Source organism: Komarekiella delphini-convector SJRDD-AB1, from assembly GCF_014831675.1.
In the GTDB taxonomy this organism is placed as follows: domain Bacteria; phylum Cyanobacteriota; class Cyanobacteriia; order Cyanobacteriales; family Nostocaceae; genus Komarekiella.
In genome coordinates, this window is record NZ_VJXY01000021.1 from 16395 (window position 1) to 37232 (window position 20838).

Annotated in this window: 8 protein-coding genes and 1 pseudogene; 4 read left to right on the forward strand and 5 right to left on the reverse strand. The window is 39.7% G+C overall.

Features of this window, described 5'->3' with window-relative positions; all coding sequences use genetic code 11:
• Positions 1 to 30: 30 nt before the first annotated feature.
• From FNW02_RS19160 to FNW02_RS40160, 5 genes and pseudogenes are all read right to left on the reverse strand, one after another.
• Positions 31 to 1710, reverse strand: a complete 1680-nt coding sequence (locus FNW02_RS19160) for a PfaD family polyunsaturated fatty acid/polyketide biosynthesis protein (RefSeq protein ID WP_191759183.1) — start codon at positions 1708 to 1710, stop codon at positions 31 to 33.
• A 181-nt stretch (positions 1711 to 1891) separates the two neighbouring features.
• Positions 1892 to 5260 (reverse strand): PfaB family protein, encoded by a 3369-nt coding sequence (locus FNW02_RS19165; RefSeq protein ID WP_191759103.1) that lies wholly within the window; start codon positions 5258 to 5260, stop codon positions 1892 to 1894.
• Entirely contained in the window at positions 5257 to 6615 is a 1359-nt protein-coding gene (locus FNW02_RS19170) for a beta-ketoacyl [acyl carrier protein] synthase domain-containing protein (RefSeq protein ID WP_191759104.1), read from the reverse strand. Before FNW02_RS19170 ends, FNW02_RS19165 begins: the two co-directional genes overlap by 4 nt.
• Before the next feature lie 220 nt (positions 6616 to 6835).
• Positions 6836 to 14146 (reverse strand): annotated as a pseudogene (locus FNW02_RS19180) (SDR family NAD(P)-dependent oxidoreductase).
• 344 nt (positions 14147 to 14490) lie between these two features.
• Positions 14491 to 14841, reverse strand: coding sequence for a hypothetical protein (locus tag FNW02_RS40160; RefSeq protein WP_431356817.1), 351 nt, complete (start codon positions 14839 to 14841; stop codon positions 14491 to 14493).
• A 1080-nt stretch (positions 14842 to 15921) separates the two neighbouring features.
• On the opposite strand from FNW02_RS40160, the gene FNW02_RS19190 reads away from it, so the two are divergent.
• The 4 genes from FNW02_RS19190 (at position 15922) to FNW02_RS19205 (ending at position 20355) form a co-directional block, all read left to right on the forward strand.
• Entirely contained in the window at positions 15922 to 16245 is a 324-nt protein-coding gene (locus FNW02_RS19190) for a hypothetical protein (protein WP_191759107.1), read from the forward strand.
• Positions 16246 to 17089: 844 nt separating this feature from the next.
• Entirely contained in the window at positions 17090 to 18283 is a 1194-nt protein-coding gene (locus FNW02_RS19195; protein WP_191759108.1) for an ABC exporter membrane fusion protein, read from the forward strand.
• Between the two features lie 185 nt (positions 18284 to 18468).
• Entirely contained in the window at positions 18469 to 19641 is a 1173-nt protein-coding gene (devC, locus tag FNW02_RS19200; protein WP_191759109.1) for an ABC transporter permease DevC, read from the forward strand.
• Positions 19642 to 19665: 24 nt separating this feature from the next.
• Complete coding sequence (locus FNW02_RS19205; RefSeq protein ID WP_191759110.1) at positions 19666 to 20355, forward strand: DevA family ABC transporter ATP-binding protein; 690 nt, start codon at positions 19666 to 19668, stop codon at positions 20353 to 20355.
• The last annotated feature ends 483 nt before the right edge of the window (positions 20356 to 20838 follow it).

Below are 20838 nucleotides of genomic sequence, written 5' to 3' on the forward strand. Positions count from 1 at the left end.
ATATTTTTGACATTGCTGGATTTTAAAGCCTTAATCTTTATCTAATAAATTAATGTAAATCATTGGTAAATACTGATTGTAATCATCTGGAATTTGTAATCCTTGAATTTTTAAACTTTGTATTCGGTACAAATATCCGGCTCCAGTCATGATGTGGTGAGCAACATCAACTACCCGACGATTATTTGGCTCAGATAAATAAGAACCTTTCACCCAGTCATTAAAGCTGCCTATTGCAGGGCCACACCAGATTTGATAATCAATTTCCCGACCTTTTTCACCAGAATTAGACCACCGAGAAGATAATCCGAGATACCAGCGAAAAATTAAAGCCATTTTTAGTTTTGAGTTGCTGGCTGCTTTGATTAATTTATCGGGGCTACGCTGGGACAAATAGTTAACTGTTTCTTGCCAAACTGCTTCTAGACTATTTCTAAAAATTTGTTTTTCTAACTTCTCTCTTTCCTGAATAGGAATGTCTTCTATCGAGTCATAGGTTTTGTATAAATCAAACAGTTTTTGGGCGCGTAGAGGAAAGAGAGTCCCTTTTTTTAGTACTTGAAGTTTCACCCCCATTTCAAACATATCTGCGGCTGGAGCCATCATCACATCAGTCATCTCGGCTTGAGCCAACAATTGTTTGGTATATTGAGAAGCCCCAGATTCAATGCATGATTGATTAATGGAGCCAGTTACCACATAAGCAGCACCCATCATAAAGGCTGCTAAAGCTGATTGTGGTGTGGCAATTCCTCCTGCTACTCCCACTCTAACTGGTGTTTGGTAATGATATTTTTCCTGAATTTCATCGCGCAAAGCAATCATAGAAGGCAACAAACAAATCAAGGGACGATTGTCTGTATGACCACCAGAATCAGCCTCGACGGTAATATCATCAGCCATCGGAACTTTGGCTGCAAGAGTTGCTTGTAACTCAGTTATTAATCCTTGCTCAACAAGTTCTTTGAGGATTCTAGCTGGTGCTGGTTGGATAAATTTAGTCGCTACTTCTCGGCGAGAAATTTTGGCAATGACTTTATTTTTGATTTCAATTTGATTGGCGTCATTTAAACCAAGTCCAGCAGCACGGTAGTAGACGATGTTAGGAGTCAAATCGAGAAATGCTGAAGCTTCTACCGTTCTTACCTGATATTTGAGGTATAAATCTACCGCACGCCGTTCAATTGCGGGTTCATTGGGACTGTGAATTAAATTAAAAGCATAGGGCCCTTGAGGTAAAGCTTGTTGAATGCGATTAATCGCTACTTCTAAACGCTCAGGAGTTAAACCACCTGCGCCAAAGGAACTTAAAATTTGTTGTTTTCCGAGTGCAATGACCATTTCTTCAGAAGCGATACCACCAGCCATTGCACCAGTGACATAGGCATATTTGACGCCATGAAAGGAAATAAAATTGGGATCTCCTAATTGTTGAATGCGAATTGGTGGTACATATGTCAGCAGTTCTACTTGTGATGTTGTGCCATTATCAGCAAGAGATAAATATCCTTCGTTAGTGACACCGATTTTTCCAGCAACTTTAACGATGTAGCAAGGTTTATCTAATACCATCAATTTCTCTTTGATGGCTCTCTGTTCAAAAGATATAGATTCTAAAGAACCTTTCCAAACTTGGTTTTGCTTATAAGAATAAGCGGAAAAGCCAAGACTATTAACATGTTTGTTGAGTACCGTATCTACAGCTTGCATAATAGTTGTGTACATAGAAGAAGTAATTAACCACAGAGAGAAGTCGGAGCGGCAGCTTCCGCCGTTGGCGCAGCCCGCTGTAGGAAACTTTTAAAGACAGGCATCTTCACTTCAGTGTGAACACTGACAAACACTGATGAATTTGTACCTCAGCCGACTAGGAAACGCTATAAGCTATCACTTATTGATTAAGCAATTTTTGAACAGTAGATAATTGTAATTGGATGATTGCACTTAGTTGCTTGCTAGATTCTTGTCTAGCTTCTAAAAAAGCAGCGTGAGCTTTACTTGTATTGCAATTATTGACAATCAGTTTTTGAAACTGAGACTTATTGAAATTGGATAAGGAGCCTGTATAACTAAAATAGTTAGATACATTAACAGAATTCTGAAAGCTTTGAGTAAGTTTTTGTTGATTGACATTTGATTTTGAAGGTTGTAACTGTTCTTTTGGTTCCGAGTAGTTGTTGATCAAAGTTGAAGCCTGAAGAGAATTAATGACTTCCAATTCTCTAAAAATAGGCGTTTTTTCAGCAGGTTTATGCATGATACCAGCTTGATTTTGAAAAATTTTGCGGTTTTCTTCGTTCAGGATTGTGGCAGTAATTGAATTGCCACCCAAGGTAACAGTTTTAAGAGTTGTTGTACTTTGATTGGTAGTTTCTTCAGTGAAACTGTAAAGTGGCGATAAGTCCAAATCAACTTGATGGCTGATGAGTTTTGCTAATGCTTTGACAATAGAAGTATGGTCATCTACACCTTTGCGATTTAGGGATACTGTGATGTGTTCTTTATTTGTGAGAATTTGATCAATCCATCTAGAACAAACACTACCAGCGCCGGCTTCCAGAAATATTCGCGCACCATCAGCATAGACACGGTTAACTAATCGTGGAAAATCAAGTTGTTCACACTGGGTTTTCGCAATACTGCGAGCGATGGCTTCGCCAACGCCAAGGGCGGACGCTTCACTATCAAGTGTGATAGGTTGATAATCACCTGCGGAATAAAAGACAATATCTGGGATATTTTTAGATGGTAAATTGTTTAATTTTACCAACTCGTCATACTGCGATCGCATTACCTCGCAATGGATTACATGGTCGAAGGGAGCCGCAAAAGCATTGCAACCTAAAGTTTCAATTACTCTCTGACAAGCTGCCGTTTCACCAGCGATTAAAACTTCTTCTGGTGTATTTATCTGAGTTAAATAAACACGATTCTCAGATTTAAGACATTCTCTGACCTGAGATGGAGTGGCCATGAGAACATAAATACTCCAAAAATCTTTGTCTTGTGAATCTGGTGCATCTGGCAATCCCCAATACTCACGCACAGCATTTTTCGGGCCAGATAACTTGTTTCCAAACAGTGAGGATGAGTTTAAGGTGTTACTCCCACCATGAAAATTACTCCAAACTCCTTGAGCAACCATCATGCTAGTTTCACCAAGGCTATAGCCAAATACATATTGTGGTTTGACTTGGAAATCATCTCGAATAATTGTAGTAATGAGTCGAGAATAAGCTATTTCCGTTTCAAACATTGATAAGGAATCATCTAGAAATTGCTGTTCAAGAGTTTCTAGTTGTCTGGTTGACAATTTCTGCAAACTTCGGGGATAAAGTTGCTGATGAATTTTGGTGGCACGGCTAGCAAGACTATTAAATAGTGGGTCACTGAAGACTTTCGGAAATAAACGGAAGAGATTTTGAGCAATGCCAATATAAGAATTGACTGCTGCTGGATAAACGTAAGCTAACGCTCCAGTCTTACCTAGTGGTTTAGCTGTGAAATAACTACCGAGTGGTGTTTGCCAGTCTGCGTTTCGCTCAAAAGCGCTATTGACACCCTTACGCGCAGATGCAATTTCTTTAACTAATTCTTGCTGATTACGTCCTGCGATCGCTAAAGTATATTTTGTCTGTGAACGCTTTTGAAAGGTAACAAATGTCTGGCTAGCAGTAGTTGATAAAGCAGAACTGTTTTCAATGTTTTGTTGCAGATGATCCAAAGCTTCTAATAAATTTGAGCGCTCATTACCTGCTATGGGAAAAAGATAATAAGGTGTTTGCTGCAAATACCTGCTGCTGCGCTCTTGTTGATTGGGTTCTTCTGACAAAATTAAATGGGCATAAGTTCCATCACACCCCATACCATTAATTGCTGCTATTCTCTTGATGCCGTCCTTACCAAACAACCAAGATCTTGAGTCCGTGGCGACATAAAAAGGACTGCCTTGCCAAACTTCTGGTGTTTTGACGCCAGACCAGTTGGGGGTGGCCGGAATATATCTGTAATAGAGACAGAGAGCGGTTTTGATCAGGCTAGCAATTCCTGAAGCTACATAAGTATGACCAATATTGGCTTTGACACTACCCAGCGCACAGTACAAATCATTTCCCTGTGGGGGATAAGCTTGGATCAAACCCGTGATTTCGGCTGCATCTTCTTGAGGAATGCCGCTACCGCAAACTTCTACATAGTTCACCTCTGTGGGGTGAATACCTGCGCTCTGGAAAGCTTGATTGCAGACTTCGTTAACAGTTTCCGTATCTATAGAGATAGAATGGGCTTGCCCAAAACTAATGGCATCAATGACTGCATAAATGCGATCCGCTCCCGGACTCGTTAACACTGCGCTATCGCCGTTTTGTTGGGCAGTTTCGTAACGCTTCAGAACAACGACGCCTGCACCTTCGCCAATCATCCACCCATTCGCTTTCTGGTCATAACTTAAGGTATTAACACCAGTATTAACCTTTGCAAATAGATTTCGCAGCAAGACATTTTCCACCCCTCCTGCCAAATCGACAGCACCAACAACCACAGCATCGACTTCCCCAGTAGTTAGTAGCATTTGTGCCACTTCCAACGCTTTGAAGGCAGAAGTTTCCACCGCAGTTACAGTAAATGCCGGGCCAGTGAAATTCCACAGGGCAGAAATCCGACTCGCCATGATATTACCGATGTAACTTAGATATTCACCAATATCTACTTGATGATGGATACTATCTTTGACAATGGTTTCTAGTTGAGCAACTTTGTCCGCAGGTAAAGCTATGTTTGCAGCATTCAGTCCATCTTTGAGCTGCCAGGAAGAATTCCATCTTTGCTGTAGCTGGTGAACAGAAAATTCTGTCTCAGCAGCAATAATAACTGCGACATTTCCCCCTTCTTGAATGTTCGCATCTTTCAAGGCGCGATCGGCAACCTTTAGTAGTAATAATTGTTGAGGATTAAGTTTTTCTAGTTCATTTGGGGGAATTTTGTAAGCTAAAGTATCAATTTCAAAATCTGTGATGTACGCCCCTACGGGTGCTTTTCCATCTGCCAAACCGTATTCTTTAAGTAAGTTCTCTTGATGTTCTATGCCATACCATCTTTGAGGTGGCAGGGGAATAAAGTGCTGTTTGCCATCATAAATACTACGTTCAAAAGCATCTAATCCATTACATTCACCAAAAAAGGCATCCATGCCAACGATCGCAATTTTGGCTAGTGGCAGATGTTCAGCTATTTTGCTGATGCTTTCTTGTTCAAGACTCATTTTACTATGTTTCCTTGTTCAAGAATTAAATGGGAGTTAGTTCCACCAAAGCCAAAAGCACTTAACGCTGCACGTTTAGTTGCCGTATTATTTGGCCATGTTGTGGTAGTTTTCACAATATTTTTTGCGGAAATTATACTATCTTCAGAACCTAAAGGTTCAGCAACATTAATAGTTGGTGGAATCACACCATAAGACATACTTAAAATCGTCTTAGTCAAGCTAACCATACCAGCAGCAACTAGTAAGTGACCAACATTAGCTTTAGTAGAACCAACTAAAGGTACTGCTTGGTGTTGACCAAAAAAGGTTTCTATAGAGTTGAATTCGGTGGTATCTCCTAATAAAGTGCCAGTAGCATGACACTCCATATAATCAATTACTTTTGGACTGAGTTTTGCCTCAGTATAAGCTCTTTCAAAAGCCAGTATTTGTCCTTTAGAATTAGGGCTAAGCAGATGCTTACCTTTCCCATCATTGGAAAGCCCATTTCCGCAGATAGTTGCTAAAATTTTATCACCATCTCTGATGGCATCATTATATCGTTTTAACATTACCATGCCAATCCCTTCGGATGTAATTAGTCCTCTAGATGATTTATCTAAAGGGCGACTGAGATCGTTTTCTGGATAACCTTGAATACCAGAAAATAACATCCGTAAAAACAGCGGATCAGAACAGCTAATAGCTCCAGCTAACATCAAATCAGCTTTGCCTGACCACAGGTAGTGAGAGGCTAATTTAATCGCATAAAATGCTGAAGAACAAGCAGCGTCTATACAGAAATGGGTACTAGATAGAGCAAAAGCTTTGGCAATTAGGGCTGCCGGAAAGCCAGATACCATAGCATTATATGGAGATGCTTTCGCTGCGGTTGGTAGAGCAGCTAAACGAAAGTCTTGTTGTAAAAGTTCTGCGATCGCAGATTCAATCGTTTGCTGATAAATTGGTGCTAACAATTGATTAGACGATTTGGTTGGGAAGGATAGAGTCCCCAAAATAACGCCACATTTTGAGAGAACAGATTTTCCTGCATAACCACTCTGCTCAATTGCTTGTTTAGCAGCATAAAGCGACCATTTAAAGGTATCATCCAAACTTTCTAAAAAACTTGATGGCAAATTATATTCATCAGCGTCAAACTTAAAGTTGCGAATGAACCCTCCCTTCAGGGAATATATTTTTTCTGACTGTCCTTTAACTGAATCATAAAATATGCTGGGATCTAATCCCATTTCTTCAACAGTCAACGATGAAATCGAATCTTTTTGTTCAGTAATATTCTGCCAAAATTGCTCAGGGTTTGTAGCATCAGGAAAGAGACACGATAATCCAACAATTGCTATTTTTTCCATTAGTGATATTCTCCTCATCTACTAGGCAGTAAACAGTAAATAGTAAACAGTAAACAGTTATCAAGGGGTATGGTGGGGGGTTTAAACCTGCTAGATAGGGCTTGCCACTAATCGGCTTTGAGTTATTAGTTTTCAGTTGAAAGTAGTCGCCCCCTTAGTGGTTCTCCTTAAACCCAGTTATGTTTACTGTTTACCGTTTACTGATAACTGTTAAAAGTGCTTAAGAACGATTGCGCCTAAGTGATTGCATAGGCAAAATAATAGCTTTGGCTCCTAGAATACGTGAGTATATTTGTCCTTGAAGATTATGGATAATTAAATCGGCAGTTAAGCTCGTATCTGTTTTTGCTTTGATTTCACAAGAAACGTAAAAAGATTCATTGCATGGTATAGATGCAAATTGCTCATATTTATTTAACTGTCCAGGTAAACAAACTTCCTGATGAAAGTGGTTCAACCAAATCCATAACGGTTGCGTACTCAAATCAGTTGTATAAGGGTTAACCCAATGAACAGGAAATTGTCCTTGCTGCCAATCTTTTATTACTGTCCAAAGGCATTCCGCAGCAATCTTTTCAGAACTAATGTTTAAAACTTTGGTGATTTGCTGAAAAGCTGGGCCATGAAATAAGCTTGATTCTCCATTTTGATAAAAAGATTTACCAGTATTGATAATAATTTTATCTTCTGTCAGATCCACTGCATCATAAATTGGTGAAGCAGGTATTTTTCTTAAAAGTTTAATAAAAGCACTAAAGTGATAATGGGTTTTTCCTTCAGGTGTTTTACTCAATATTGTAGTCTTAAATTCAATTTCTTGAGAATCTATTTTAGAAAGTTCTTGCAGCTCTAAAATATGTTCGTTAGCAAGGGTATGATTAAAAGTAATCCCTTTCAAAACTTTGAACTCTCTACAACTGAAAACTCGATAACCTGGGTAGATTTCTTCACAGGCATTCATCATCCATGACATTGCACAGGTAGCTGGTAATACTGGATAACCAGCAATTACATGATCGAGTAAAAATGGATTGTCTTCTAGTGTGAGCCGTCGTCGAATTTGATAGCTTTTTAGTTCTGAATCTATAGGTGTGGGAGGTGGAACAATTGAATTACCTATCACAACTTGTGCAGTTGCATGATGAGCAGAATGCAGTTCATTAACTAACATTTGTGTGCCAACTTCTACAGGAATAATATCTATCCCTCGTTCAGCAAAAGCTTTTTTGAGTTCAGGTGTCACCATACCACTATCCCATCCTCCCCAATTAATTGCCACTACATGAGATTGTGGATAAGATTGCTTCATCAAATGGGCTGATTTGTTAAGAATTTCGTTGGCGATCGCATAATCAGTCTGACCAATATTCCCATAAAAACCTGTTACTGAAGAGAACAAAACTAGATGTTGAATTTGATTAGGTGGGATACAAGACAAGAGATTTTCTAAACCTTTAACTTTTGCATTATAAACTTTTTCAAAATCTTGTTCTGTTTTCTTTTCAATTAACTTATCGGCTAAATTTCCTGCGCCGTGAATGATTCCTGTAATCGCACCTAGGCGTTTCACAGTAGTAGCTAGTTTCTCCTGCAAAGCCACTATATCTGTAACATCAACGCTAATATATTCTGCTTGTGCTCCTGTTTGTTGAATTGAAGAAAGGGTTTTTTTAATTTCGCGGCTAGAGATAATCTGGTTATAGACTTTTTGCACACTCATCGGTATGGGCTTTTCTCCCTGGGTAAGAAGATTCTCCATAATGCGTTTTTTTAACACAGATTCTTCAAAACAATCCTGAGCAAAATCTGGCTCAGTTTCTAAAATTTCAGAACGACCAAGGAGAATAAATTTACATGGTTGGTGCTGTGCCAATTTAATAGTACATTGAGCCGTAATGCCTTTTGCACCGCCGCTTACGACAAATACAGATGATGGGCTAAGTTGCGCTATTTGTGTCATAAATACTCATATTTGAGAAGATAGTTTACTAATAAATAAAAGTTGCAGTGAGGGTTGTTATAGCGTTTCTCACTTGATTTAGCTACACATAAGAAGTAATTAACCACAGATAAATACCGATAGTTTGTACCTCAGCCGACTACGAAACGCTATATTATTCATGTGTATTGCAAAGGACTAATGACTAATGACGATATTGTTATCAGCAACGAGGGTGACTCGCCCCTGTGAACCGTAAGCAACTTCACTAATATAAAGATTTGGGTCGTGAAGTTCAGCAAGAATGTGTTGTGCTGATTGCTTGGGATCTAAATTGGGACTCAAGTCGATCGCACGCGTAAATACTTTTGGCCATTCCCATCTGAGGGTTTTGGTTAATCCAAATAAACCAGCACCGATCGCACCAAAGTTGACCTTGTATTCCAACCCAAATGCTCCATCGAGATGAGCTACAGTGCAGAAACAACTGCGTCCATAACGCGCCGCTTCATTTAACGATTGTTTGAGATGTTTTGCGATCAAAAACACATGCTTGACGATCGCCTTTTCTGGTTCTAAGTAAGGAACTGTCCCAGTGTGATTTGTTGTAAATACAGGATGTAGGTGGATAAAAGCCCCAATTGCACCGTAGTGAGTAGCGATCGCCGTTAATTGTTGTTGAAGATGTTCTTCACTCAAGTTCTCCAAGGTTACGCGAGTCACACCCTCGGTTAAAGGCGATCGCTGGGGGATAAGCGATTGGGGGAAACTTAAAACCACCACTTTCCAGCCTTGTTCAATCAGAGAATGAGCCAATTTAGAAGTAGTGAGGGAACCATCATCTGTGATTAAGCCGACGTATCCCTCTGGTAAACTGAAATCCAAATAATCTGATGGCGGTAGAGTTTTGAGTTTGACTGGACAACGGGGAATATTCTGGATTATTTGAGGTGGCTGCTCAAACTCATGCTCAGACTTTTTTTTTTCACCACCAACTAACTGTTGGAGATAATCAACAATTTGACCAATGGTGCGTAGTTCTCCCAAATCTTCGACATTCGGCTTGGGCAAATTGGGGTACATTTCTTGCATCGCTCCCAAGATTTCCACACGTTTGATGGAGTCAATCCCCAAGTCCGCTTCCATGTCCATGTCTAGCTCCAGCATCTCTACTGGATAACCTGTTTTATCACTGGTGATGGTTAACAAGGCTTGACTCAAGTCTGCATCATTAGTTATCGCTATTTCTGTTTCTGTATTGAATGTTACGATTTCGTTGACTGGGGATTTGGTAGATTCTTCGTCCAGTTCATTGGCGGCTAAATTTTGGACTTCCAAAGAGACAATTGGTGAAGTGCGAGATTGGAGATACTCTACAACTTGAGCGATTGTGCGTAATTCTCCTAGTTCTTCTACATTTCCCTTGGGCAAATCGGGGTACATTTCTTGTAGTGCCCCTAAGATTTCCACACGTTTGATGGAATCAATCCCCAAATCTGCCTCCATGTCCATGTCCATTTCCAGCATTTCTATTGGGTAGCCTGTCTTATCACTAATGACATTGAGCAGAGTTTGACTCAGGGTAGCTGGATCAATAGTTGTTGGTACAGGGGCGAATGTGGCGATCGCAGTCTGGTTATGAACTGGTTTTGCTTGATGATTTGTACCATCATCATTAGTTGAAACAAGCTCAGAATTGCTGACATTGAGCAGAGTTTGACTCAGTGTGGCTTGATTAATAGTTGTTGGTACAGGGGCGGCTGTGGCGATCGCAGTCTGGTTATCCTGTACTGGTTTTGCACCATCACCATTAGTTGAAATTCGCTCTGAGTTGGTGTTAAAGTCGTTGCTCTCTACAACCAAAACAGATTGATCTTCTGGAAGCAGTGGAGGCGCAGAGACAGCATGGTAGTTAGTGACATTACCAAGAAGCTGCTGCTCATACTGTTTTTGGAGCAATTGGAAGAAGTTTTTAGTATATTCCTGCTGATAGTTCAGATATTCTTCATGAACACGAAGAGTTTCAGCTTGATGATCGTGAAATCGCATGATATTGCGCTCTGAACTGGAAAGTGCAAGTTGCTGTGTTTGCGCTTGTTGCTCAGTGAACTTACCATTTCCCCACAAAGATTGCTGTTGTTGCATGAGTTGGAAAAAGGTTTTGGTATATTCTGTCTGATGCTTCAAAGATTGCTCGTGAACCTGCAAGACGCTACGTTGATGACGATTGAACTCGATCAGGGTGTACTCTAAGCTGTCTATAGCTCTTTGGGAATTTTCTGAACTTGGTTGCGGAGGATTGATATCCAGTTCCTCTGATTGCTCGTTGTTCACAGATTTCGCTCCACCGTTAACTGCTTTGCTCTTTATTGGTTCCAACTGATTAGTTAGCCAGCGCGTTGAGGAACCAGAACCGTTGTCAGCCAGCAACCTAGGCGACTGACTTAGTATTTCCATCGTAGGATTTGGCGTAGTCAAGAAGTCTGTTGCTATGTCTTCGATCAATATTGTTGGTTTCTTGCCGTTGCTGACGGGTAATTTCACTTGATGCCCATTTTGCAGCGCTTTTTCAAAGGACTGCTTCGTTTTTTCAGACACATAGTTAGTGCTGTCTAAGCGGACATTTAATAGTTGATTTGGGGAAACTTCTGAGATTTGGCTCTCCAGTTGATAGGGGTCAAAGTTGAGTAAAGGTAAACCAGCGACGCGCAATTGCACAACAGCTTCTCGGAGAGTGCGATCGCTATCTTTGGAAGAATTAGCATTTAAAGCCACAGCGATGTGAGGGCGATCGCTCAGGATATCTTTTACCAAACTTGTGAGAATACTTCGCGGCCCAAATTCAATAAAGCAAGAACCGCCTTCAGCATAAATATTTTCAATCTCCTGTTTAAACAACACCTGATTCCGCAGATGTTCTTTGAGGACTTTTTGAATAACTTGCGGGTCGCTTGGATAAGGCTTTCCTGTAACATTGGTATAAACCGGAATTTGTGGCTGTTTGAAAACAACTTTCTCAATTGCTTTGGCAAAAGGTTTCTGTGCATGAGCCACGAGTGGTGTATGAAAAGCCGCTGAAACTCCTAGTAAAACGGTAGAGAACCCTTGAGTTTTCAGAACTTCTTGCACTTTGGCAATTTCAGCTTTTGTTCCTGCTAAAACTAGTTGATGGTGGGAATTTAAGTTAGCAATGGTAACTTGAGGGAAATTCTTGATTAGTTCTGTAACCTGACTAACATCCCCTTTCACCGCCAGCATAGCTCCCGCATCAAATTGGGGATTGGGTGCAGCCATAGCTTGACCCCTAGCTTTGACTAGGAAGAAGTAATCTTCTTCACTCAAAACGCCCGCAGCCCACAAAGCCGTCAGTTCTCCAAAGCTATGTCCGGCGACAAAATCTGGTGCAAATCCAGCTTGTTGCAATAGCTTGTACAGACCAACGCTGAAAGCGGCGATCGCAGGCTGTGCATATTCTGTCAGTTGTAATCTTTCTAACTGGGCAGCCTTTTGATTTGAATCGAAGACAGGAGCAGGGAAAACGACCTCTGAAAGAGGATGCAAACCATCTTGGCGCAACAGACTGTCCATTTCAGCATAAATCTGCTGCAAGTCAGGAAAGTTTATCAAGATTTCCCGACCCATCTCCAAATATTGCGAACCTTGTCCAGAAAACAGCGCTACTACCTTACCTTTTGTCGTCATCCCAGTTTTGCGGTAGTAAATTCCTTGAGGATGCTCCCAGGATTCTGCTTGCAGTTTGTTTGTCAGCCAGTCAATACTTGTTTGCAATAAGTCACAAGCCTGTGCAAGAGAATTAGCAACAAACCCAACTCTGGCATTGGCGACAGGAATTTCTAAAGATTTACACGCCGAAACCAGTTCTGCATAATTGCGTTTTCCTGTATCAGATTGCAATTGAAGTTGGACTTCTTGAGCGCGCGATAATAACTGCTCAGGTGTTGGTGCAAATAAAAGCACCTGCTGGGAACTGTTGTGTAAACGATAGGAACTCGCTACCGCCGTTTTGGAAAGTGACCCTTTTTCTTTGGGAGACACTGGGCGGGAGCTTTTGTATTCTTCTAGAACAACATGATAATTTGTGCCACCAAAACCAAAAGAACTTACCCCTGCACGTCTTGGTTGGTCATCGGTGTGAATCCAAGGCCTCGTTTCTGTATTTAAATAAAATGGAGAGCTATCAATTTTCAGTTTCGGGTGCGGTTTGGTGATGTTAATTGTCGGTGGCAATACTTTGTGGTGTAAAGCCAAAGCCGTTTTGATCAAACTTGCTGCACCCGCAGCCGCTTTTGTATGTCCAATCTGTGATTTAACAGTTCCTAAAGCAATATATTGTTTTCGGGGATTGTTTTCGCCAAAAACCTCTTTTATAGATAAGAATTCAGTTGGATCTCCCACCATCGTGCCTGTGCCATGTGCTTCAACTAAACTGACACTCGCAGGCGAAAATCCTGCATCTTCATAAGCACGATGCAAGGCTTTGACTTGACCTTCTGAACTCGGCGCATAGATGCTTTTATAACGACCGTCGCTGGAAGTACCAATACCTTTGATGACTGCATAAATTCGGTCATTGTCTCGCTCGGCATCCTCAAGGCGCTTCAGCACCAACATCCCGACACCTTCACCCATCATCATCCCATCGGATTCGGCATCGAAAGGTTTAACATTCTCGCCTGGGGAAACAGCAGGAGTTTTACTAAAACACATATAGGCAAAAATCGAGTTGTCGGTGTCAACACCGCCAGTCAGCATCATATCGGCTCGATGCTCGGTTAGCTCACTCACAGCCATTTTGAGAGCACTTAATGAACTAGCACAGGCGGCATCTACTACACAGTTAGTTCCCCCTAAATCCAAACGATTGGCAATTCGTCCAGCAACTACGTTGGCTAGCATTCCGGGGAAGGCGTTTTCTTCCCATTGCACATATGCACTTTTGATTTTCTCGACAATTTTTTGCGTATCTTCATCGGATAAGCCGCTGCTTTTGAGAACTTTTTCCCAAACCGGATATTGCAATCTTGCACCCAATGGAACCGCCAACTGCCTTCCTGTTGCTGCACCCAAAATCACCCCAGTGCGTTGGCGATTAAACTGTCGGGATTCGCCATAACCTGCATCTTCAATTGCTGCTTTAGCAACAACTAAACCTAACAACTGCGAAATATCCGTGACTTCCAAGATATTGGGCGGAAGCCCAAATTCCAGCGGATTAAAGTCAATTTCGGGGATAAATCCACCTCGTTTGCAGTAGGTTTTATCAGGTGTTCTGGGGTTGGGATCGTAATAATCTTCTATGCTCCAACGCGAAGGGGGCACATCAGTAATACAATCAACTTTTTGAACAATCTTTTCCCAATATTCTTGTAAATTTTTGGATTGCGGGAATATCGAAGCCATGCCGATAATCGCAATATGGCTTTGTTGCTGTTGTGTAGTGACTTTGGTGCTGAGGGGTGCATTTTCAACCATAATTTTTTTCACCTGTATGAGCTTGAGCAGGGACTTCTCACAGTTGCTCACTTCATCTTGCAACTGTGCTAAAACAGCTTCAACTCTAGAAGCAGCCATGACTTCATCTTCACTATCGTGCTTGTGAAATTGTAGATATTTTGAGATCACTTCCTCAATCAATGAGGTAAATTGAAATTAGATTTAGGGGAAATACTTCTGTTGACAAATAAGTTGTGGATGGTTTCAAGGCTATAACATCAATTATTGAGCAGCTTGAGCTTGGATAGTTTCATGCAGAAGACTTATCCTACTTAGTGTCATCCTATTAAATTGTCACTTGCGCTTATACTAGATTGGTTAGTTATACATCGCAATTGATATGCAACTTACATGCAACTGAATCTGTCCTTCTAAATAAAATGTTTGTTCATAATTTTGTCGGTGATTTCAAATTAACAGTGCTAAGTTTGGGTTTGCTCATCTACCGATGATGATTGGGTATCTGGATCATCATCTGTATTACAAACTTCTATAGAATTGCTTTCAAAATTGGGTTTTTCATCTCTTTTCCCTATTATCGCCTGGCGCTGAACAGCAGCTAATAGCTTTCGCTCAAATTCACTAATACTAATTCCAAGCTCAGAAGCAGTTTTAGTTTTCCATTCTTCTAGCTCAAAATCATGATAATTGAGCCATTCATGCACCACAAGGCGGGCCATCTCAGCTTTGCGAAGAGTCTGGCGGGCTGCATGAAAAATCAGCCGCTGGTTATCAAAGCTTGGCAATGAGAGCATGAATCGCTGTAGTTTCATTTTGTCTGAGGTCTTTGGGGCGATCGCTGTTACTCACATAGCTATAAAACTCTTATTTATTAGTATGTCATACAGTAGTAATTAATTACAAAAGTTGCATACAAATTGCATCTATCTTAATTTATATCCTGATTATCAACTATTGAGACTACTAAGAAAATAATTTAGATCAAAGTAAGCTGATGCTGCACATAATTTCAGTCAATTATTGGGAAGTTACATAAGTTATATGTATTGGTTACACAAGAGTAAAATTTATTAACAAAAAATTTTCCTAATCTATAAATTAATTTACGAGGTTCATCAGCTTAACTTTGTTGAAATTAGCATTTTCAAACATTTCCCAGCCAACCTCTATCTAAACTTGAATTTCTTGACTATTAAAAGTACAAAGTATAAGAAACGACAATATGCTCTTAAGAGCAGCTTTAGTAACATATTAGACAAGTTTTATCTGATAATGAACTGTGTATAAGAAAGTATTAAGCAATAAAATGTCTTATGTTTACATCTATCCGAAAGTTGATTTATTTTAAATTGACATACATAGCAATCAATTATTTCTTTTTTTTGGTAAAATTTTTATTTATAGAGGACAATATTTTGCAGCAATGTAAAGTTAGCCACTAGTAACTATATCTAAAGAATGACAACTAATATGAGCAATAAACTATATACCATATCCCTTGTAAGCTACACCAATTCTTTTGAGATATCATTTAAAAGCGCGGACAAAATACGGTTAATTACAACAGTATAAAGTGACAAGCTATCACCACTATTTAGCTAATTTTATCGGACATAATGTTAGTTATTTAGTATCTAATCTGTTGCATATGGGTTGCAATTGAGTATCAATCAGTTTATCGTATGTGATTAAATCAAGGAATTCCATACTGTTCGATTAACACAATGAATAGATGGAAAGATTAGGAGAATAAAAATATTAAATTCACCTGATTAATTCATCACTTTTTACATTTTTAACCGCACAGTATTGTAATACGAGCTAATGCGATAAACCGTCTTGTATCAAGCGTTCTGCGTGATTTGTCTTACACGATATAAGGGCTTGCTGGCATGAGACTATCTGAGCTAGATCCACTCATACCGCTAACTGAGTTAAGAAATGAACTCCTTAAGTTGCCAAAAGGCTACTCGTTTTATGAAGAAGAACTGGTAGACTTTTTATCCCGACGAAGATGGCCTGAGAGCAATCGTCGCATTGACCGGACAACTTTCTGGCGGTGGAGAAATGACAATGGAATTGAGCATCAAAAAGTATTCAGCAGATTGGATATCTTGAAACTCTGCCAAATTTGCGATCACTATCGCATAGATGGGACTCGCAACGAATACTTAGCGATCATGAAAAAGAGCAAAGAAGTAGTATTAAACAAGTAAAGATACATCTGGTTAGACGCATAAAGTACCAAATAGCTCTACTAAAAGTCGATTTTGCTAACGGATTGATGGATACTTTTTCGATAGTTCCATCTTCCGAGCTTTTTCTTTGCCAACAATTTAGACCGGATGTTATAAAAAGGCGTCGGGAAAACCCATTTCTTCTCGGTAGGTGATGAAAGATGCTCCAATGCCGTTGACGGTTGACGGTTAACAGTTAACAGTCTTTCGTGTTATCCCATCACCTTTTAGGGGTGGGATAAGCCTAACAGGCAATGCTATAAAGTGTACTTTATCTTCTGTCTTGCTTGAAAATCTACTTTCATCCTGCGTTGTCAAGGTAGTTTATGGGCATCTCTTGCATATAGCAATTCTCACTTGGGTTAGATACAGAAATTTCACCAAGAGGTCTAAGGGAAAAGCATTTATCCCTTCTCCTTTCCCCAAAATCCATACAGTTGTATTGCACAGAATTTTAAACCGCTATAGAGTGAGAGATTCCCCGTTATTTGTGTCGTTCAAGTTGCTCTAAATATTCAAACAACGCAGTCAGTAATTCAAAACTCTCACTTCAAAATACAAAAATCGGCATTGCTGAATTTGAATATGAAGTTTAAAAATCAACTCTTCTCAACTCTTACTCTCTGTGGCTCTGTCTTGGAAAGTTCTGTTCGCCGGAAGCCGGCGCACCCTGCGGGAAGCAAGCTACAGACTTTCCGCTGCGTGATACAAATTCATATTTCTACTCAGCAACGCCCAAAAAGAAGTCTAATCGCTGGGAATTAGTGATTAGAACTTCAAAAGTAGCTTGTTGTTAGACATCGCTAACTTGGAAGGCATGATTATGGTACACAAACAAAAGCAATCATTCATAAAACCAGCAGGTTGGCCGTCGATAATTTTGGCAGCTGCGCTGGCTGTAGCAACTGGTGCAGTCTCTATCTATAGCTTTTCACGATTTCAAAACTCTATATTAAACCCTCCAGCACCTACCCCAACTAGCCTTCCTACTATGGCTGCTGTTGCTGCTTTAGGACGTTTAGAACCGCAAGGGGAAGTTATTCGTCTTTCAGCCCCCGATTCCCAAGCGGGTGTTCGAGTTGCAAAACTCCTGGTAAACAAAGGAGACAAAGTGCGTCGAGGGCAAATAGTTGCAATTCTTGATAGTTACGATACTCGGCTTGCAGCCTTAGAAAAAGCCCGAAAACAAGTCTTAGTCGCCCAAGCTAGTCTCAACCAAGTAAAAGCGGGAGCGAAAGCTGGAGATATCTCTGCACAACAAGCAACAATTGCTCGTTTGGAAGCTGAGTTAAATGGTGAAACTTCTGCACAACAAGCAACCATCGCTCGTATAGCAGCAGAATTGCGTAATGCTGAAAGCGAAAATCAGCGATATCAGCAGTTATATAAAGAAGGTGCAATTTCATCTTCCGACTCAGACGCTAGGCGTTTGCGAGTCGAGACTGTTCAACAGCAACTCAACGAAGCCAAAGCTTCCCTGAATCGCACTATTGAAACTATTCAAAAGCAGTTAAGCGAAGCCAAAGCCAAGCTCAAGAGTATTGCTGAAATCCGTCCCACCGATATACAAGCAGCACAAGCTGATGTTAACAGTGCGATCGCCTCAGTGAAACAAGCTCAGGCAGACTGGGATTTAAGTATTGTGCGATCGCCTCTAGCAGGACAAATCCTAAAAATTAATACTTGGCCCGGAGAAATTATTGGCAGTGCGGGAATAGCTGACTTAGGTCGCACACAGCAGATGTATGTAGTAGCAGAAGTCTATGAAACTGATATCAAAAAAGTGCGTCTAGGTCAGTCTGCTACTATTACTAGCGATGCCTTCTCAGGAAAACTACGAGGAACAGTCACAGATATCGGTTTGCAAGTTGGTAAACAAAATATTTTTAGTAACAATTTACAGTCAGACACAGATAATAAAGTTGTTGATGTAAAAATTCGCATCAATAACTTAGCAGAGAATCAACAAGTTGCTGCTCTTACTGAATTACAAGTGCAGGTACTCATTGATATCTAAACTCCTGAAATAACTTGATAGTGTGGGAAAAACTTAAAGGGTAAAAGGTAAGGGATAAATTTTAGCCTTTTCCTTTTTCTTTTCCCCATTAACCAAAATGTGGGTAATGACATTGCACTGTACTCAACATAACAATTCAAGTATTTTGACCAACATTCTAATCTGCATCATTTGAGGTTTACAAGATGATTCTCAATATACCTCTAGCTTGGCTGCAACTGTCACGGCAAAAGGCTCGCTTTCTTGTAGCTTTAGCTGGTATCGCCTTTGTCGCAGTTTTGATGTTTATGCAAATTGGTTTCCAAGATGCCCTTTATGCTAGTGCTACAAAGCTGCATAGAAATCTTCAAGGAGATTTATTTATCATCAGTGCCCAATATAAATCTTTGACATCTAATCAAAGCTTTCCTCGTTGGCGTTTGTATCAAGCATTAGGCGTTGATGGGGTAGAATCAGTTAGCCCTTTATACATGCAATTTGCTAAGCTAAAAAATCCAATTAATGGTCTAAAGTTTCCGCTATATGTGATTGGATTTGATCCAGTTAGATCAGTTTTTAAATCTCCAGATGTTCAACAGAGTTATAAGTTATTACAAAACCCTAGAATAGTTTTATTCGACCGTGCTGCTAGACCAGAGTTTGGAGCGATCGCTCAAGATTTTGAGCAGGGCAAAAATGTGAATGTTGAAATATTCAGCTACACTGCATTAGTTGGCTATAAAGTTAAAATTGGAGGCTTATTTACCCTAGGGCCTTCCTTTGGAGTTGATGGCAACTTAATTGTTAGTTCCTCAACTTTTCTCAGAATCTTTCAAGATCGTTCAGTACAAAATATAGATATAGGATTAATTACACTCAAACCCGATGCCGACCCCAAAAAAGTTTTAGCAACTTTATCAGCTAGCTTACCCAAAGATGTTATGGTTGTTACCCGCAACGATTTTATTACATTTGAAAAAAACTATTGGACTCTCAGAACACCTATTGGATTTGTATTTAATCTGATGGTAATAATGGGGTTTGTTGTTGGTGTAATAGTCGTCTATCAAATTCTTTATAGCAATATTTCCACTCATTTAGCTGAATATGCAACCTTAAAAGCAATGGGCTTTAAAAATAAATATCTGCTGAATGTAGTTTTTCAACAAGCTTTAATCTTAGCATCTCTGGGTTATATTCCAGGTTTTGCTATATCCATAGCTCTGTATGATGTGGCAAAAAATGCTACTAAATTACCAGTTATTATGAGTTCAGATAAAGCAGCTATAGTATTGATTTCTGCAATCATAATGTGCTTAACTTCTGGATTTTTGTCTACAAAAAAACTACGAAATGTAGACCCAGCAGATATTTTTTAGCTTGATGTTTATCTTGATAAAATAATGAAACCAAAGTTTATTGTTGACATCAAAAATCTGAATCAATATTTTGGCAAAAAAACATTACGAAGTCAAATCCTATTTGATATTAATTTTAGGATCAAATATGGAGAAATTGTAATTATGACTGGGCCATCAGGCTCAGGAAAAACAACCTTACTAACTTTAATTGGTGGGCTACGTTCTGTCCAAGAGGGAAGTCTTGAATTTCTAGGTCAGGAGCTTTATGGAGCCAGTGATGAGCAATTAGTAAAAGTACGTCGCCATATCGGCTATATTTTCCAAGCTCATAACTTGCTAGATTTCTTAACAGCCCGACAGAATGTTCAAATGTCTCTTGAATTACACAAATCTATTCCCGAATTAGAAGCTTGTAGTAAGTCTGAAGCGATGCTTAATGCCGTTGATTTAGGGAATCGAATTAATTATTACCCACATGATCTCTCAGGAGGACAAAAGCAACGAGTAGCTATCGCTCGCGCTTTAGTCAGTCATCCTAAATTAGTATTAGCTGATGAACCTACTGCTGCTTTAGATAGCAAGTCAGGTCGAGATGTTGTTAACTTAATGCAGCAATTAGCTAAAGAACAGAATTGCGCCATTTTAATGGTTACTCACGACAATCGAATTTTAGATATTGCCGATCGCATAATTCACATGGAAGATGGCCATCTGATTAAAGAAGTTTTGTAACTCTAAATAGGATGATCCTAAAAGTTTGTGTATTCCGCTTGTATCCAGGGTAACAACCTACTTATAACAAGGAGCCAGAGAAAACTGTGAAGGTCAGCTTCCACCATAGACGCGGCTAAACCTTCTCTTGGCAATGCACTGGCTCCTCCTAACTTCTAATTTGTTCTTCTTCAATAAAAATATTCCTGAAGTCTCAGGTAGAACACATCTGGAGTATGAGGTTATGTGTTCACAGGTAATAGAAAATATAAAAGTAGTTTTAAATAAAGTTATAGAAATGATAATTTATAGTAAGCAAAAGCATATCCTGATAAAGTTGTTTTAAAGTATTATATAAATCTAGCTTAATCATGCGATCGCTCATATTTATCATATTTATTTTATGAAAGTCATCTTCTAACTAATTAAAAATTCGTAATTATTGTATAATATGGTAAAAGATTTTGTTTTCTGCCTCCAAGAAGCAGCTTTATCCCTGATATT

What these genes read in the sequence shown, in the direction of transcription:
- FNW02_RS19160 (WP_191759183.1), bottom strand. Translation starts at nt 1,710, where the DNA reads ATGCAAGCTGTAGATACGGTACTCAACAAACATGTTAATAGTCTTGGC.
- FNW02_RS19165 (WP_191759103.1), bottom strand. Translation starts at nt 5,260, where the DNA reads ATGAGTCTTGAACAAGAAAGCATCAGCAAAATAGCTGAACATCTGCCA.
- FNW02_RS19170 (WP_191759104.1), bottom strand. Translation starts at nt 6,615, where the DNA reads ATGGAAAAAATAGCAATTGTTGGATTATCGTGTCTCTTTCCTGATGCT.
- FNW02_RS40160 (WP_431356817.1), bottom strand. Translation starts at nt 14,841, where the DNA reads ATGAAACTACAGCGATTCATGCTCTCATTGCCAAGCTTTGATAACCAG.
- FNW02_RS19190 (WP_191759107.1), top strand. Translation starts at nt 15,922, where the DNA reads ATGAGACTATCTGAGCTAGATCCACTCATACCGCTAACTGAGTTAAGA.
- FNW02_RS19195 (WP_191759108.1), top strand. Translation starts at nt 17,090, where the DNA reads ATGGTACACAAACAAAAGCAATCATTCATAAAACCAGCAGGTTGGCCG.
- devC (WP_191759109.1), top strand. Translation starts at nt 18,469, where the DNA reads ATGATTCTCAATATACCTCTAGCTTGGCTGCAACTGTCACGGCAAAAG.
- FNW02_RS19205 (WP_191759110.1), top strand. Translation starts at nt 19,666, where the DNA reads ATGAAACCAAAGTTTATTGTTGACATCAAAAATCTGAATCAATATTTT.